At 65.6% G+C, this 12,464-nt stretch carries 16 protein-coding genes and 1 tRNA gene; 11 read left to right on the top strand and 6 right to left on the bottom strand.

Features of this window, described 5'->3' with window-relative positions; translation table 11 throughout:
• Positions 1–115 precede the first annotated feature (115 nt).
• The 3 genes from rpsI to AC3D24_RS00935 all read right to left on the bottom strand — a co-directional run bounded on the left by rpsI (position 116) and on the right by AC3D24_RS00935 (position 2,330).
• Positions 116–673, bottom strand: coding sequence for a 30S ribosomal protein S9 (gene rpsI / locus AC3D24_RS00925; RefSeq protein WP_489027382.1), 558 nt, complete (start codon positions 671–673; stop codon positions 116–118).
• The gene (gene rplM / locus AC3D24_RS00930; protein WP_082441436.1) at positions 673–1,152 is read right to left on the bottom strand and encodes a 50S ribosomal protein L13; all 480 of its coding nucleotides are present in this window, start codon (positions 1,150–1,152) and stop codon (positions 673–675) included. The genes rpsI and rplM overlap by 1 nt, the downstream gene beginning before the upstream one ends.
• Positions 1,153–1,277: 125 nt before the next feature.
• On the bottom strand, positions 1,278–2,330 hold the full coding sequence (locus AC3D24_RS00935; RefSeq protein WP_489027384.1) for a COX15/CtaA family protein: 1,053 nt from the start codon (positions 2,328–2,330) through the stop codon (positions 1,278–1,280).
• A gap of 272 nt (positions 2,331–2,602) precedes the next feature.
• On the opposite strand from AC3D24_RS00935, the gene AC3D24_RS00940 reads away from it, so the two are divergent.
• Both AC3D24_RS00940 and AC3D24_RS00945 read left to right on the top strand, forming a co-directional pair.
• The gene (locus AC3D24_RS00940) at positions 2,603–2,986 is read left to right on the top strand and encodes a MerC domain-containing protein (protein ID WP_056047781.1); all 384 of its coding nucleotides are present in this window, start codon (positions 2,603–2,605) and stop codon (positions 2,984–2,986) included.
• Positions 2,987–3,027: 41 nt separating this feature from the next.
• A complete protein-coding gene (locus AC3D24_RS00945) occupies positions 3,028–3,495 on the top strand; it encodes a Fur family transcriptional regulator (RefSeq protein ID WP_121885948.1) in 468 nt (155 codons plus the stop codon).
• A 128-nt stretch (positions 3,496–3,623) separates the two neighbouring features.
• Here the strand turns inward: AC3D24_RS00945 and AC3D24_RS00950 are convergent, their stop codons facing one another.
• Positions 3,624–4,154 carry a GNAT family N-acetyltransferase gene (locus tag AC3D24_RS00950; protein ID WP_489027387.1) on the bottom strand — a complete coding sequence of 177 codons (531 nt, stop codon included), beginning with the start codon at positions 4,152–4,154 and terminating at the stop codon, positions 3,624–3,626.
• Positions 4,155–4,246: 92 nt separating this feature from the next.
• Between AC3D24_RS00950 and dxs the strand changes: the two genes are divergently transcribed.
• The gene (dxs, locus tag AC3D24_RS00955; protein WP_489027389.1) at positions 4,247–6,169 is read left to right on the top strand and encodes a 1-deoxy-D-xylulose-5-phosphate synthase; all 1,923 of its coding nucleotides are present in this window, start codon (positions 4,247–4,249) and stop codon (positions 6,167–6,169) included.
• Entirely contained in the window at positions 6,166–6,333 is a 168-nt protein-coding gene (locus AC3D24_RS00960) for a hypothetical protein (RefSeq protein ID WP_480963850.1), read from the top strand. The genes dxs and AC3D24_RS00960 overlap by 4 nt, the downstream gene beginning before the upstream one ends.
• Positions 6,334–6,479: 146 nt before the next feature.
• On the opposite strand, the gene AC3D24_RS00965 is transcribed toward AC3D24_RS00960, so the two are convergent.
• A complete protein-coding gene (locus AC3D24_RS00965) occupies positions 6,480–7,151 on the bottom strand; it encodes an RBBP9/YdeN family alpha/beta hydrolase (RefSeq protein WP_489027391.1) in 672 nt (223 codons plus the stop codon).
• A 184-nt stretch (positions 7,152–7,335) separates the two neighbouring features.
• On the opposite strand from AC3D24_RS00965, the gene AC3D24_RS00970 reads away from it, so the two are divergent.
• The 5 genes from AC3D24_RS00970 to AC3D24_RS00990 all read left to right on the top strand — a co-directional run bounded on the left by AC3D24_RS00970 (position 7,336) and on the right by AC3D24_RS00990 (position 10,462).
• Positions 7,336–8,100, top strand: coding sequence for a TlyA family RNA methyltransferase (locus AC3D24_RS00970; protein WP_489027393.1), 765 nt, complete (start codon positions 7,336–7,338; stop codon positions 8,098–8,100).
• A 123-nt stretch (positions 8,101–8,223) separates the two neighbouring features.
• A complete protein-coding gene (locus AC3D24_RS00975) occupies positions 8,224–8,742 on the top strand; it encodes a TspO/MBR family protein (protein ID WP_489032997.1) in 519 nt (172 codons plus the stop codon).
• A gap of 28 nt (positions 8,743–8,770) precedes the next feature.
• The gene (locus tag AC3D24_RS00980; RefSeq protein ID WP_489027395.1) at positions 8,771–9,046 is read left to right on the top strand and encodes an accessory factor UbiK family protein; all 276 of its coding nucleotides are present in this window, start codon (positions 8,771–8,773) and stop codon (positions 9,044–9,046) included.
• A 97-nt stretch (positions 9,047–9,143) separates the two neighbouring features.
• Complete coding sequence (locus AC3D24_RS00985) at positions 9,144–9,650, top strand: type III secretion system chaperone family protein (RefSeq protein ID WP_489027397.1); 507 nt, start codon at positions 9,144–9,146, stop codon at positions 9,648–9,650.
• An 8-nt stretch (positions 9,651–9,658) separates the two neighbouring features.
• Positions 9,659–10,462 (top strand): pyrroline-5-carboxylate reductase family protein, encoded by an 804-nt coding sequence (locus AC3D24_RS00990; RefSeq protein ID WP_489027399.1) that lies wholly within the window; start codon positions 9,659–9,661, stop codon positions 10,460–10,462.
• Between the two features lie 64 nt (positions 10,463–10,526).
• On the opposite strand, the gene AC3D24_RS00995 is transcribed toward AC3D24_RS00990, so the two are convergent.
• Positions 10,527–11,033 carry a MarR family transcriptional regulator gene (locus AC3D24_RS00995; RefSeq protein ID WP_489027401.1) on the bottom strand — a complete coding sequence of 169 codons (507 nt, stop codon included), beginning with the start codon at positions 11,031–11,033 and terminating at the stop codon, positions 10,527–10,529.
• A gap of 40 nt (positions 11,034–11,073) precedes the next feature.
• Between AC3D24_RS00995 and AC3D24_RS01000 the strand changes: the two genes are divergently transcribed.
• Together AC3D24_RS01000 and AC3D24_RS01005 are read left to right on the top strand one after the other, a co-directional pair.
• A complete protein-coding gene (locus tag AC3D24_RS01000) occupies positions 11,074–12,183 on the top strand; it encodes a branched-chain amino acid aminotransferase (protein ID WP_489027403.1) in 1,110 nt (369 codons plus the stop codon).
• 52 nt (positions 12,184–12,235) lie between these two features.
• Positions 12,236–12,310, top strand: a tRNA-Gln gene (locus AC3D24_RS01005).
• Positions 12,311–12,464 lie beyond the last annotated feature (154 nt).

A 12,464-nucleotide genomic window follows, 5' to 3' on the forward strand; every position in this document is an offset into this window, starting at 1 on the left:
CTACCTCGGGCTCCTGTGCGCGGAAGAACGATGTCGTCCTGCACCAGGCCCTAAAACCAGAAAGGGCGGCCCGTTGCCGGACCGCCCTTCTGATACGCAGATACTGAAAGCGAGTTTAGCGCTTCGAGAACTGGAAGCTGCGACGGGCCTTCGCCTTGCCGTACTTCTTGCGCTCGACGACGCGGCTGTCGCGGGTCAGGAAGCCTGCGGTCTTCACCGTTGCGCGCAGCACCGGCTCGAAGCGGGTCAGGGCCTGGCTGATGCCGTGCTTAACCGCGCCGGCCTGGCCCGAAAGACCACCACCCTTGACGGTGCAGACGACGTCGTACTGACCTTCGCGCTCGGTGATCCCGAACACCTGGTTGATGACGAGACGCAGCGTCGGACGTGCGAAATACACTTCCTGGTCACGACCGTTGATCGTGATCTTGCCGGTGCCGGGCTTGACCCAGACGCGTGCGACGGCGTCCTTACGACGGCCGGTCGCGTAGGCGCGGCCCTGCTTGTCGAGGATCTGCTCGCGCAGCGGCATCGGCTCGCGGACGGGCTCGTTCGAGACCGGCGCTGCGAGATCGCCTTCGCTGGTCGGCAGAGCCTGCTCGGCGGGGGCAGCCGGCGCGGGCTGGTTGGTCAGGCTCGCGAGATCGGCGAGCGACTGGCGGTTGTCGGACATTATGCGCCCACCTTGTTCTTGCGGTTCATGCTGCCGATGTCGAGCACGGCAGGGTTCTGTGCCTCGTGCGGATGCTCGGTGCCCTTGAAGATACGCAGGTTGCGCATCTGCTCACGACCCAGCGGGCCGCGCGGGATCATGCGCTCGACAGCCTTTTCGAGAACGCGCTCCGGGAAGCGGCCGTCGAGGACCTTGGCGGCAGTGATGCCCTTGATGCCGCCGGCGTAACCGGTGTGCTTGTAATAGATCTTCTTCGCGGCCTTGTTGCCGGTGAAGCGGATCTTGTCGGCGTTGATCACGACGACGTTGTCACCGCAATCGACATGCGGGGTGAACGACACCTTGTGCTTGCCGCGCAGGACGTTGGCGATGATCGATGCGGCACGACCGACGACGAGACCTTCCGCGTCGACGATATGCCACTGCTTGTCCACCTCTGCCGGCTTCGCCGACTTGGTGGTCTTCATGAGCGCCTTCATGGGCGTTAGACCTTCCAGATTGAATGCAAGCGCACCAAGGGAATGATCCCGCAGCGCGAATGCCGGCCTAATGCTGAAAGGGGGGCTTCAAGTCAAGCTTTCCGCCGGTTTCCTGACGGGTATTATTATACCCGCTGCTTTGAGCGGGGTGCGGTGCTGACCACATGCGCGGCGAACATCGCGGCAATCAGCAGGAGTGCAGCGTTGCCCTGGTGTGCGACCGCGACGTCGATCTGCACGCCGGTCATCAGCGTTGCGATGCCGAGCATGATCTGGAGTGTGACCAGCCCGACGACGAAGAAGCCGGCGCTGCTCCCGGTCTTGGTCGCCTTGATAGCCAGCCAGATCAGCCCGGCGGCGGCGGCGAACGCGAACCAACGGTGGATGAACTGGACGACGATCGGGTTGTCGACGGCGTTGCTCCAGGCGGGGTTTACCATCGGCACGTCGGCTGGAAACAGCCCGTCGCCCATCAGCGGCCAGCTCGCAAAGGCATAGCCAGCGTCGAGCCCCGCGGTGAACGCGCCATAGACGAGTTGCACGAACAGCAGCGCGAGCGCGAGGATCGCTACGGGCGCGAGGCGGGCAGGGGCGGCGAGCGGATTGCGGTGCAGCGCCATCAGGTCGAGCGCGGTCCACACGATCCCTGCAAGAATCGTCAGTGCGGTCAGCAGGTGGACGGCGAGCCGGATGTGGCTGACATCGGTTCGCACCGACAGGCCGGAGGCGACCATCCACCAGCCGATCGCGCCCTGGAACGCGCCAAGCGCTAGCAGCGCCGACAGCCGCCAGCCATAGCCGACCGGGATGCGCTTGCGCACCGCGAACCAGATCAGCGGCACCGCGAACACCAGACCGATGACGCGGCCCCATAGCCGGTGTAGATATTCCCAGAAGAAGATCGCCTTGAACCCGCCGACCGTCATGTCGGCGTTGAACGCGGCATATTCGGGGATGCGCTTGTAGGCGTCGAACTCGGCCTGCCACTGTGCGTCGTTGAGCGGCGGGATGATCCCGCTGATCGGCTTCCACTGCGTGATCGACAGCCCCGACTCGGTCAGCCGCGTGATCCCGCCGATGACGACCATCGCGACGATCAGGCCGGCGACCGTGAACAGCCACAGGGCGACGGAACGAGGACGGGCTTTGGTGAGAAAGGCGGCGCTGGGTTGAAGCATGGTGAGGAGATAGTGGTTTGCGCGGCGGGGCGCCATCGGTTCGTGGTGCGCCGTTGCTTCATGTTGCTGGGGGCGGTTCGGTAAAAGCCGGACTCGCTACCGTCGCACGCTACTTCCTTGTTCTCCCGCGAAGGCGGGAGCCCAGACTGGGCTCCCGCCTTCGCGGGAGAACAAGGAGGAGGGAGTGCCAGCCTCAAACCCTCCATCGCGCTGCCAAAAATCCGCAATGTAATGTTGTATCCTTTCAGTCGACCGTCTATATCCGACGAACGATGACGCCCTCGGCCACGCATACCCACCGCTTCGCCGGTCTCGATCGTTACGCGATCGGACTGTCGGGCCTGTGCATGGTGCATTGCCTGGCGACCTCGGTGCTGGTCGCGCTGATGTCGACCGCGGGCGGTTTCCTGCTCGACCCGATCTTTCACGAAGTTGGCCTGACGATCGCGATCGGCCTGGGCGCGCTCGCGCTCGGCCGCGGCGTGCTCAACCACGGCTATATGATGCCTGCCGCGATGGGTGCGCTCGGGCTCGGCATCATGGCGGGCGCGATGACGCTGCCGCACGACAGCGGTGGCGGCGAGACATTGTGGACGATCGTCGGCGTCGGGCTGCTCGCATTCGGCCACGATCTCAACCGTCGCGCGGAAAGCTGAGCGGGTTGCTGGAACCCTTCCGGCATCCTACTTCACCCAGCATGGCGCACGCTCACAACCACACCGAACCGCAGGGCGCCGATCTCACCGTCGCAGCACAGACGACGCTCGAAAAGGCCGGCGAGCAATGGACGACGATGCGCGCCAGCGTGTTCGCAGCCCTCGCCAGCTTCGAGAAGCCGGCATCGGCGTACGACATCGCGGAGGCCGTCTCGAAAGCCGAAGGTCGCCGGGTCGCGGCGAACAGCGTGTACCGCATCCTCGACCTTTTCGTCGGCGCGAACCTCGCGCGGCGAGTCGAGAGCGCGAACGCCTATGTCGCCAATGCGCACCCGGATTGCCTGCACGACTGCATCTTCCTGGTCTGCGACTCGTGCGGGCAGACCACGCATCTCGACAACGACACGATCACCAAGGGCGTCCGCAGCGCGGCGGAGGCGGCCGGCTTCTCCCCGGTCCGCCCGGTGATCGAAGTCCGCGGGCGATGTGCGGACTGCGAGGCGAAGTAGCCTCGCGCCCTCTACGTCATGCCGGGCTTGTTCCGGCATCCACCGTTCCGCACACTCGATAGACGTAATTTTGCGGCACCGTGGACCCCGGAACTAGTCCGGGGTGACGGGACGTGTGGGGCTAGGTTCTACACCAGATCCTTCCCCATCCGGATCATCGGCACCGGGACCTCGCCCGGCGTCTCTATCCGCTCGATCGGCAGATACCCGCAGGCGTGGTACAGCGGCTCCCCGGCCAGTGTCGCCATCATCTCCGCCCGCGCAAACCCGGCCTTGCGCGCTGCAGCCTCGCAAACCGACAACACCAGCCGCCCGACACCCCGCCGCGTAAAATCCGGATCGGTATACATCGCGCGGATCCGTGCCGCGTCGCGCATCGGATGGAGCAGCGCCGCATCTCGCAACGCCGTACTGTGATCGCCACCATACAGCGTCGCCCGCCGACTCCACCCGCCACATCCGGCCAGCCGACCGTCCGCCTCGACCAGCAGATACGTCCCGTCCGCGATCAACTGCGTATCGAGCCCCACCACCGCGCGGCTCGCCTCGACCTGTGCCGGCGTGAGGAAGTCCCCCTGCAACGCGCCGATCGAACGGGCCATCAGCGCGGATATCGCCGGAATATCCGCGGCGACGGCGACACGGTGCGTAAAGTTCATATTTGTGCACTTCCCGAGCGATTCCAGCGCGAATGCTAGCTCAGGACACGGTAACAATCGACACGATACGCGCGCTGCATTAAGCCCGTCCGATGGCCGACCTTCCCTCGACACCGCTGCTCGACACCGTTTCGACGCCCGACGACCTCCGCAAGCTGCGCCCGGACCAGCTCCGCCAACTCGCCGACGAACTGCGTACCGAGACGATTTCCGCGGTCGGCACCACCGGCGGGCATCTCGGCTCGGGCCTCGGCGTGGTCGAGCTGACCACTGCGATCCACTATGTCTTCGACACCCCGCGCGACCGGCTGGTGTGGGACGTTGGTCACCAATGCTATCCGCACAAGATCCTTACCGGGCGCCGCGATCGGATCCGCACGCTCCGCCAGGGCGGGGGGCTCAGCGGCTTCACCAAGCGAAGCGAGAGCGAATACGATCCGTTCGGCGCGGCGCATTCTTCGACCTCGATCTCGGCCGCGCTCGGCTTTGCGATCGCCAACAAGATTGCGGGCACGCCCGGCAAGGGCATCGCCGTGATCGGCGACGGCGCGATGTCCGCGGGCATGGCGTACGAGGCGATGAACAACGCCGCACAGGCGGGCAACCGGCTGGTCGTGATCCTCAACGACAACGACATGTCGATCGCGCCACCGGTCGGTGGATTGTCGGCATATCTCAGCCGGATCGTGTCGAGTCGCGAGTTCCTCGGCTTTCGCGATCTGGCCCGGAAGCTCGCCAAGCGGCTGCCACGGCCGATCGCCAGCGGCATGCGCAAGACCGACGAGTTCGCGCGCGGCATGACGATGGGCGGCACGTTGTTCGAGGAACTGGGCTTCTATTATGTCGGCCCGATCGACGGCCATAACCTCGAACACCTGATCCCGGTGCTAGAGAATGTCCGCGATGCCGAAGAGGGCCCGATCCTCGTCCACGTCGTCACCAAGAAGGGCAAGGGCTACGGCCCCGCCGAGGCGGCCGCGGACAAGTATCACGGCGTCCAGAAGTTCGACGTGATCTCCGGCGTGCAGACCAAGGCACCGCCGGGGCCGCCGCAATACCAGAACGTGTTCGGCGCGCAGCTCGTCGCCGAGGCCGCGAACGATCCGCGGATCTGCGCGATCACCGCGGCGATGCCGTCGGGCACCGGGCTCGACGCGTTCGCCAAGGCGTATCCCGACCGGTTCTTCGATGTCGGCATTGCCGAGCAGCACGGCGTCACCTTTGCGGCCGGCCTCGCCGCGCAGGGGATGCGCCCGTTCTGCGCGATCTACTCGACGTTCCTCCAGCGCGCGTATGACCAGGTGGTGCACGACGTCGCGATCCAGAACCTGCCGGTCCGTTTCGCGATCGACCGTGCGGGGTTGGTCGGTGCGGACGGCGCGACACATGCCGGCTCGTTCGACGTCACCTACCTCGCGACGCTGCCGAACTTCGTCGTGATGGCGGCGGCGGACGAGGCCGAACTCGTCCACATGACGCACACTGCGGCGCAGTACGACACCGGCCCGATCGCGCTCCGCTATCCGCGTGGCAACGGCACCGGCGTCGCATTGCCTGAGACCCCGCAACTGCTGGAGGTCGGCAAGGGTCGTGTCGTGCGCGAGGGCAAGACCGTCGCGATCCTGTCGCTCGGCACGCGTCTCGAGGAGGCTCTCAAGGCCGCTGAAATCCTCGAAGCCAAGGGCCTCAGCACCACGGTCGCCGATCTCCGCTTCGCCAAGCCGCTCGATACCGACCTGATTCGCAAGTTGCTCACCACGCACGAGGTCGCGGTGACGATCGAGGAAAACTCGGTTGGTGGCTTCGGCGCGCACGTCCTGACGATGGCGTCGGACGAGGGGCTGATCGACGGCGGTCTGAAGCTCCGCACGCTGCGTCTGCCGGACGTGTACCAGGATCAGGACAAGCCGGAAGTCCAATACGCCGAAGCCGGCCTGGATGCGACCGCGCTGGTGGACACCGTGCTGAAGGCGCTCCGCCACAATTCGCGCGGGGTTGCCGAAGCGCGCGCATGACCGGGCCGACCAAGGGCCTCGTGATCATCGCGCTAGCGGTGATCGTGATGGTGTCGCTGAACATTGCGATGTGGCGGCGGATGCGGGGTGGACTGGCGGCGGCGAAGGCTGAGCAGGCGGCGAACCCCGAACTGTTCGACGAGAACGGTACGCGGATTTCGTAAGCCGACTTTGGTAGCAGCCACCACCCCGGCGGAGGCCGGGGCCCAATTGGGAGACGTTGGTAACGGAGCGCGGTGCTTCGTTACTGTGACCTCACCAATTGGGCCCCGGCCTTCGCCGGGGTGGTGTCCTCGTCAGGTAGGTGAGGTTACCCGCCCAAGTAATGCGTCTGCGCGGCGTCTGTAGCGCTCACCGCAAGGATCGACCGCGCTTTACTTGGCGGCAAAGCCTGCCCCCGCCCATCGCCACTCGCCGCGATGACCCGGTCGAGCAAGTCCTGCCCTTCGCGCCACCAGCCGATCCCGCTCGCGGCATTCAAATGCCCTTGCGGTCCCGCATCGACGAAGTGGCTGCCCCAGTCCGCCGCCATGCTGTGCGCGCGTTCCGGCGTCACCCATGGGTCGTCGCTGCTCGCCACCACGATCGACGGGAATGGCAGCGGCGTGCGCGGCGTCGGCGAGAAGCCCTTCAGTTCGGCCTGCGCGCCGCCGCGATCGACGTCCGCCGGCGCCACGAGAAGCGCGCCCGCTACCGGCCAGCCATAAGGCTGCGGGCTGAGTTCCGCCCACCACGCCACCGCGAGGCACCCGAGGCTGTGCGCGGCGAGGATCACCGGTGCCTGAGCTTGGCGGATTGCCTCATCCAGCCGCGTCACCCAGGCGTTGCGATGCGGCGTGTTCCACATGCCGAGTTCGACGCGGACCGTGTCGGGCCGCGCGTCCTCCCATAACGTTTGCCAATGCGAAGGTCCGGAGCCACCAAGGCCGGGCACGGTCAGGATCGTCGGCTGGACGGAATCATACGGTGCGAAAGAACCCACAGCGCTTCTCCTTCTCCAAAACCTCGTTCTTCGAGGCCGGGAGCGTGGCCGAAGGACGCTCTAGGGCACGCCATCCGGTCACGATCCCATGCCTTTAACGTAATCCTACTCGTTCGGTAGGCAATAGCATTGCGGCGAAAGGAAGGCAGCTTGCGGCAATCGGATCGGGCGGCAATAGCGGGCCATGGCAAAGATACGCGCGGACCAGATGCTGGTCGACAGAGGCCTCGTCGAGTCGCGGACGCGCGCGCAGGCGCTGATCATGGCGGGCCTCGTGTTCGCGGGGACGAAGAAGGTTGACAAGCCGGGGCAGACGCTCGCGGACGACGTGCAACTCGACGTGCGCGGTCGCGATCACCCCTGGGTTTCGCGCGGCGGGATCAAGCTGGCGCACGGCCTCGCGCATTATGGCTGGGACGTGACCGGGGCGGTAGCAATCGACGTGGGCTCGTCGACCGGCGGCTTTACCGACGTCATGCTGAAGAACGGCGCGGCGAAGGTATACGCGGTCGACAGCGGCACGAACCAACTCGCCTGGTCGCTCCGTCAGGACGAGCGCGTCATCGTCCACGAACAGACCAGCGCCCGCATTCTCACGCCCGCGCATATTCCCGAACCCATCGACCTGATCGTCTGCGATGCGAGCTTCATCGGTCTGGCAAAGGTGCTCGAACGCCCAATGAGTTTCGCCAAACCCGACGCAAGGCTGATGGCGCTGGTGAAGCCGCAGTTCGAGGCAGGGCGCGGCGAAGTGGGGAAGGGCGGTGTCGTCCGCGATCCCGCAATCCACCAGCGCGTCTGCGACGAGGTCGCGGCGTGGCTGACCGGGCAGGGCTGGCACGTCGCGGGCGTCGTCGAAAGCCCGATCACCGGCCCCGAAGGCAATGTCGAATTCCTGATCGCTGCCCTGCATGGCGGCGATCGGGCGTCCCCCACCGTACCGGAATGAACCACTAGCGGAACGATTCTCCAACACGCACGGTTTACGGATCGCCAAACCCGCGGCAGGACGAGCCCGCGTAGAGACGGAAGGACGTGTGTGGGCGGTATCGCTTCGAAGGGCCAGTTGAGGATGTCGTTCCTCCGCTGGGCGGTCGTGACCGTGCCCCTGATCCTGTTGCTTGGCTTCGTGTCCGGCCGGTCCGTGAGCGTCGGCAGCGACAATGCTTGGTACATGGCGCTCGCCAAGCCCGCGCTGAACCCGCCGGGCTGGGTCTTCCCCGTCGTATGGACGACGCTCTATATCCTGATCGGGCTCGCGCTGGCGATGATCCTCAACGCACGCGGTGCGCGATTGCGGGGACTAGCCGTCGCGCTGTTCGTCGGGCAGTTCGCGCTCAACCTCGCCTGGACGCCGATGTTCTTCGGCGCACACAAGATCGGCCTGTCGGTCCTCGTGATCGTCGCGATGCTGGCGCTGTCGATTGCAGCCACGGTCGTGTTCGCGCGCATCCGTCCTGCCGCGGCCTGGCTGATGCTGCCCTATATGGTGTGGATCAGCTTTGCCGGCGTGCTCGCGTTCAGCATCGGGCAGTTGAACCCCAATGCTGAAACCCTTGCACCCGCTAGCCATACGTCCCAAATGCTGTGACGAACTGATCTTACGGGAATTTGAAGCAATGCAGTCCGAAAACCGCGTGTTCGACGATATCGTTAAGGTCTTGAACGGTGCGGCCGGTACGCTTGCGGGCGTCGGTCGCGAAGCCGGGTCTGGCGCGCGGGAACGCGCCCGCGAATGGCTCGGCGGGCTCGATTTCGTCAGTCGCGAAGAGTTCGACGCGGTCAAGGCGATGGCTGCCGCCGCGCGCGACGAGAACGACGTGCTCAAGGCCCGCCTCGACGCTCTTGAAGCGAAAACCACAGTAAATGCGCCGTCCGGGGCGTCGGTCGACTGACTTTTCCACAGTTTTCCGCAGAAACGGGTTCGATGGGGTTGCCGTGGCGTTTTTGCCTCGGCACCCTTTGTCGTGCGATAAGGACCGCCAGGACCCTATGATGCTCGACCAAGTAGATCACGACCACGAAGACGCCGCCCCGATCGACATGCTCGAAAGCTACTATGCCGCGCACGGCTGGGAGCACGAGCGTCACGAGGATGAGATCGTCGCGACCGTCAAAGGAAGCTGGACGACGTACGAGTTGCGCGCGCTGTGGCGTGAGGACGACAGCGTGCTGCAGTTCCTGGCGTTCCCCGACATCAAGGTGCCCGACGAACGACGCCAGGCGGTGTACGAGACGATGGGGCTGGTCAACGAACAGCTCTGGATCGGCCATTTCGAACTCTGGTCGTCGAGTGGCATCCTGTTGTTCCGGCATGCGGCGATGGTCGATGGCGGAGACGATGGGACGATGTCGCTGGAGGCGGCAGAATTGCTCGTCGAATCCGCGATCGAGGAGTGCGAGCGCTTCTATCCGGTGTTCCAGTTCGTGTTGTGGGGCGGCAAGAGCCCAAAGGATGCACTAGCCGCGGCACTGATCGAAACGCACGGCGAGGCGTGAGGATGGGTATGAGCCTTCCCGTCGGGCCGCTTTGGCTGATCGGGTGCGGCAATATGGGCGGCGCCATGCTCAATCGCTGGATCGCGGCCGGTCTCGATCCGAAGAGCGTGACGGTGATCACGCGGAGCGGGCAGGGCGCACCCGATGGTGTGCGCTCGCTGACGGCGTTACCGGATGAGCACGCCCCCGCCACGTTGATGCTGGCGCTCAAGCCGCAACAGATCGACGCGGCGCAGGCGCTGTTGGCACCGCTGCAGGGCGCTCCGAAGCTGTTGCTGTCGATCCTCGCAGGCGTCGATCACGCCGCGCTTGCCGCACGGTTTACGGCCGACGCGATTGTCCGTGCGATGCCCAATCTTCCGGTCGCGATCGGCAAGGGCGTGACGTCGCTCTACACGGCCGGTGCATCGGACGAGGCGATCGCAGCGGCCGAGGCCTTCGCGGCCCCGCTCGGCCACTACGAATGGATCGCCGACGAGGCGCATTTCGATGCCGTCACGGCACTCGCCGGATGCGGCCCGGGTTTTGTGTTCCGGTTCGCCGACGCGCTAGCCAAGGCGGGCGCCGCCCTGGGCCTCCCCGAGGACCAGGCTGCCCGTCTCGCAATCGCCACGCTCGAGGGCTCCGCGATCATGGCGGCTGACGCAGAGGTGTCGCCCGCCGTGCTCGCCGACCGCGTCGCCAGTCCCGGTGGGTCGACGCGCGAAGGTATGAACGTCCTCGACCGCAACGATGCGCTCGTGAAGCTGCTGACCCAAACCCTGGCCGCGTCCGAACGCCGCAACGCCGAAATGGCCGCTGCCGCACGCTGAGGAAGCCAGGGTAGTTCCTTCTTCCGGTTATTTCACGCGGGCGAGTCGAATCTGACGGTCCCCCTTAACCGCGCAAGCCGATAACCTGCGACCGCTCGCTCTCTGGGACGAGCCCCTCCAGCACGGCCCAGAACCCGGATACCGCGCTTTGCCCAGCATTCGCATAGGCCGCCGCCATCCGTATCCGCGCGGCCTCGAACAGCTCGCGCTCCATGATCGAGCCTTCCTCCGTCAACCGCAGCAACCGTTGGCGTCGATCGCGTTCCCCGGGCCGGGTCTCGACCAGTTTGCGCGCCGTGAGTTCGTTCAGCACCCGTCCCAGCGACTGTTTCGTGATCGCCAGCAGCGACAGCAGATCGCTCACCGTCATGTCCGGCCTGCGCGCGATGAAATACAGTGCGCGGTGATGCGCGCGTCCCAGGCCCTCCTCGGCAAGGCCCTGGTCGATCGACCGCGTCAGGTGGCTGTAGCCGAAATACAGCAACTCCATGCCGCGGCGGAGTTCGGGTTCGCGAAGGAACAGGGGTGAAGCGGACGAAGCTGTGGCAGGCATGTTGACCGGTTTAGACATCGCCCGTAGTCGTCGGCAACCCGCCACGAGAGAGAATTCGATGTCCGCTCCAGCTTTTGCGTCGACCTGTGCTTTCCTGCACGAACAGAATGCGACCCCGGTCGAAGCGAACGAGCGCGCGAAACGGCTGATCGACCCGGGCTTTGGCCGCGTCTTCACCGATCACATGGCGATGATCCGCTACAGCGATACCGAAGGCTGGCACGACGCCCGGATCACCGCACGCGCGCCGCTGACGATCGATCCGGCCTCGTCGGTGCTGCATTACGCACAGGAGATTTTCGAGGGGATGAAGGCGTACCGGCTTGCGGACGGCGGCACTGCGCTGTTCCGTCCCGAGGCGAACGCTCGTCGCTTCCAGGATTCGGCGCGACGGCTGGCGATGCCCGAACTGCCCGAGGACCTGTTCCTCGAATCGGTCGAGCGACTCGTCAAGACCGATGCGAACTGGATTCCGGAGAGCGACGGCGGCGCGCTATACCTTCGCCCGTTCATGTTCGCCTCGGAAGTGTTCCTCGGCGTGAAGCCGTCGGCGGAGTATCTCTACATGGTGCTCGCCTCGTCGGTCGGCGCCTATTTCAAGGGCGGCGCGCCGACCGTGTCGATCTGGGTGAGCCAGCAGTATACGCGAGCGGCGCAGGGCGGTACCGGCGCGGCCAAGTGCGGCGGCAACTATGCGGCCAGCCTGCTCGCGCAGTCCGAAGCGATCCGCAACGGCTGCGACCAGGTCGTCTTCCTCGATGCGGCCGAGCGTCGCTGGGTCGAGGAACTCGGCGGCATGAACATCTTCTTCGTATTCGACGACGGCAGCATGGCGACGCCGGCGCTGACCGGCACGATCCTGCCCGGCATTACGAGAGACTCGATCCTGACGCTCGCACGCGCGCAGGGCATCGAGGTCCGCGAGGAAGGCTACACGATCGACCAGTGGCGTGCCGATGCAGCGAGCGGCCGGCTGGTCGAGGCGTTTGCGTGTGGCACCGCGGCAGTGGTGACGCCGATCGGCACCGTGGCGAGCCCTGAGGGCCGTTTCACGATCGGCAGCGGCGGTCCCGGCCAAATGACGATGCGGATGCGCGACGCGCTCGTCTCGATCCAGCGCGGCACCTCGCCCGACGACAACAACTGGCTGCACCATCTCGCCGATTGAGACGCGGAAGGGCTTTTCACACGCCGCGGCCCCGCTATAAGGCCGCCTCTGTTGGGGCGTCGCCAAGTGGTAAGGCAGCGGCTTTTGATGCCGCCATGCGCAGGTTCGAACCCTGCCGCCCCAGCCAATTTTTCAGCTCAGTAATTGATCGGGTTGGCGAAGCCATCCGATCACCTCGGTACGCGCCGTCGACTGCACCGATGAGGTTTCCGTGAAGGCCGTTTCCCTGGGTCCGCTCCAATAGATCTACAGGCGCAGCCACAAAAGCGGCGGCAAATGGC

The sequence above is a fragment of the Sphingomonas sp. SL1004 genome (assembly GCF_057815015.1).

Bases quoted from the DNA above. Each gene is read 5' to 3' on its own strand.
- AC3D24_RS00950 (WP_489027387.1), bottom strand. From the start codon at position 4,154: ATGAACTTTACGCACCGTGTCGCCGTCGCCGCGGATATTCCGGCGATA.
- rplM (WP_082441436.1), bottom strand. From the start codon at position 1,152: ATGAAGGCGCTCATGAAGACCACCAAGTCGGCGAAGCCGGCAGAGGTG.
- AC3D24_RS00945 (WP_121885948.1), top strand. From the start codon at position 3,028: ATGGCGCACGCTCACAACCACACCGAACCGCAGGGCGCCGATCTCACC.
- AC3D24_RS01000 (WP_489027403.1), top strand. From the start codon at position 11,074: ATGTCCGCTCCAGCTTTTGCGTCGACCTGTGCTTTCCTGCACGAACAG.
- AC3D24_RS00990 (WP_489027399.1), top strand. From the start codon at position 9,659: ATGAGCCTTCCCGTCGGGCCGCTTTGGCTGATCGGGTGCGGCAATATG.
- AC3D24_RS00960 (WP_480963850.1), top strand. From the start codon at position 6,166: ATGACCGGGCCGACCAAGGGCCTCGTGATCATCGCGCTAGCGGTGATC.
- AC3D24_RS00995 (WP_489027401.1), bottom strand. From the start codon at position 11,033: ATGTCTAAACCGGTCAACATGCCTGCCACAGCTTCGTCCGCTTCACCC.
- AC3D24_RS00970 (WP_489027393.1), top strand. From the start codon at position 7,336: ATGGCAAAGATACGCGCGGACCAGATGCTGGTCGACAGAGGCCTCGTC.
- AC3D24_RS00975 (WP_489032997.1), top strand. From the start codon at position 8,224: ATGTCGTTCCTCCGCTGGGCGGTCGTGACCGTGCCCCTGATCCTGTTG.
- dxs (WP_489027389.1), top strand. From the start codon at position 4,247: ATGGCCGACCTTCCCTCGACACCGCTGCTCGACACCGTTTCGACGCCC.
- AC3D24_RS00935 (WP_489027384.1), bottom strand. From the start codon at position 2,330: ATGCTTCAACCCAGCGCCGCCTTTCTCACCAAAGCCCGTCCTCGTTCC.
- AC3D24_RS00985 (WP_489027397.1), top strand. From the start codon at position 9,144: ATGATGCTCGACCAAGTAGATCACGACCACGAAGACGCCGCCCCGATC.
- AC3D24_RS00940 (WP_056047781.1), top strand. From the start codon at position 2,603: ATGACGCCCTCGGCCACGCATACCCACCGCTTCGCCGGTCTCGATCGT.
- rpsI (WP_489027382.1), bottom strand. From the start codon at position 673: ATGTCCGACAACCGCCAGTCGCTCGCCGATCTCGCGAGCCTGACCAAC.
- AC3D24_RS00980 (WP_489027395.1), top strand. From the start codon at position 8,771: ATGCAGTCCGAAAACCGCGTGTTCGACGATATCGTTAAGGTCTTGAAC.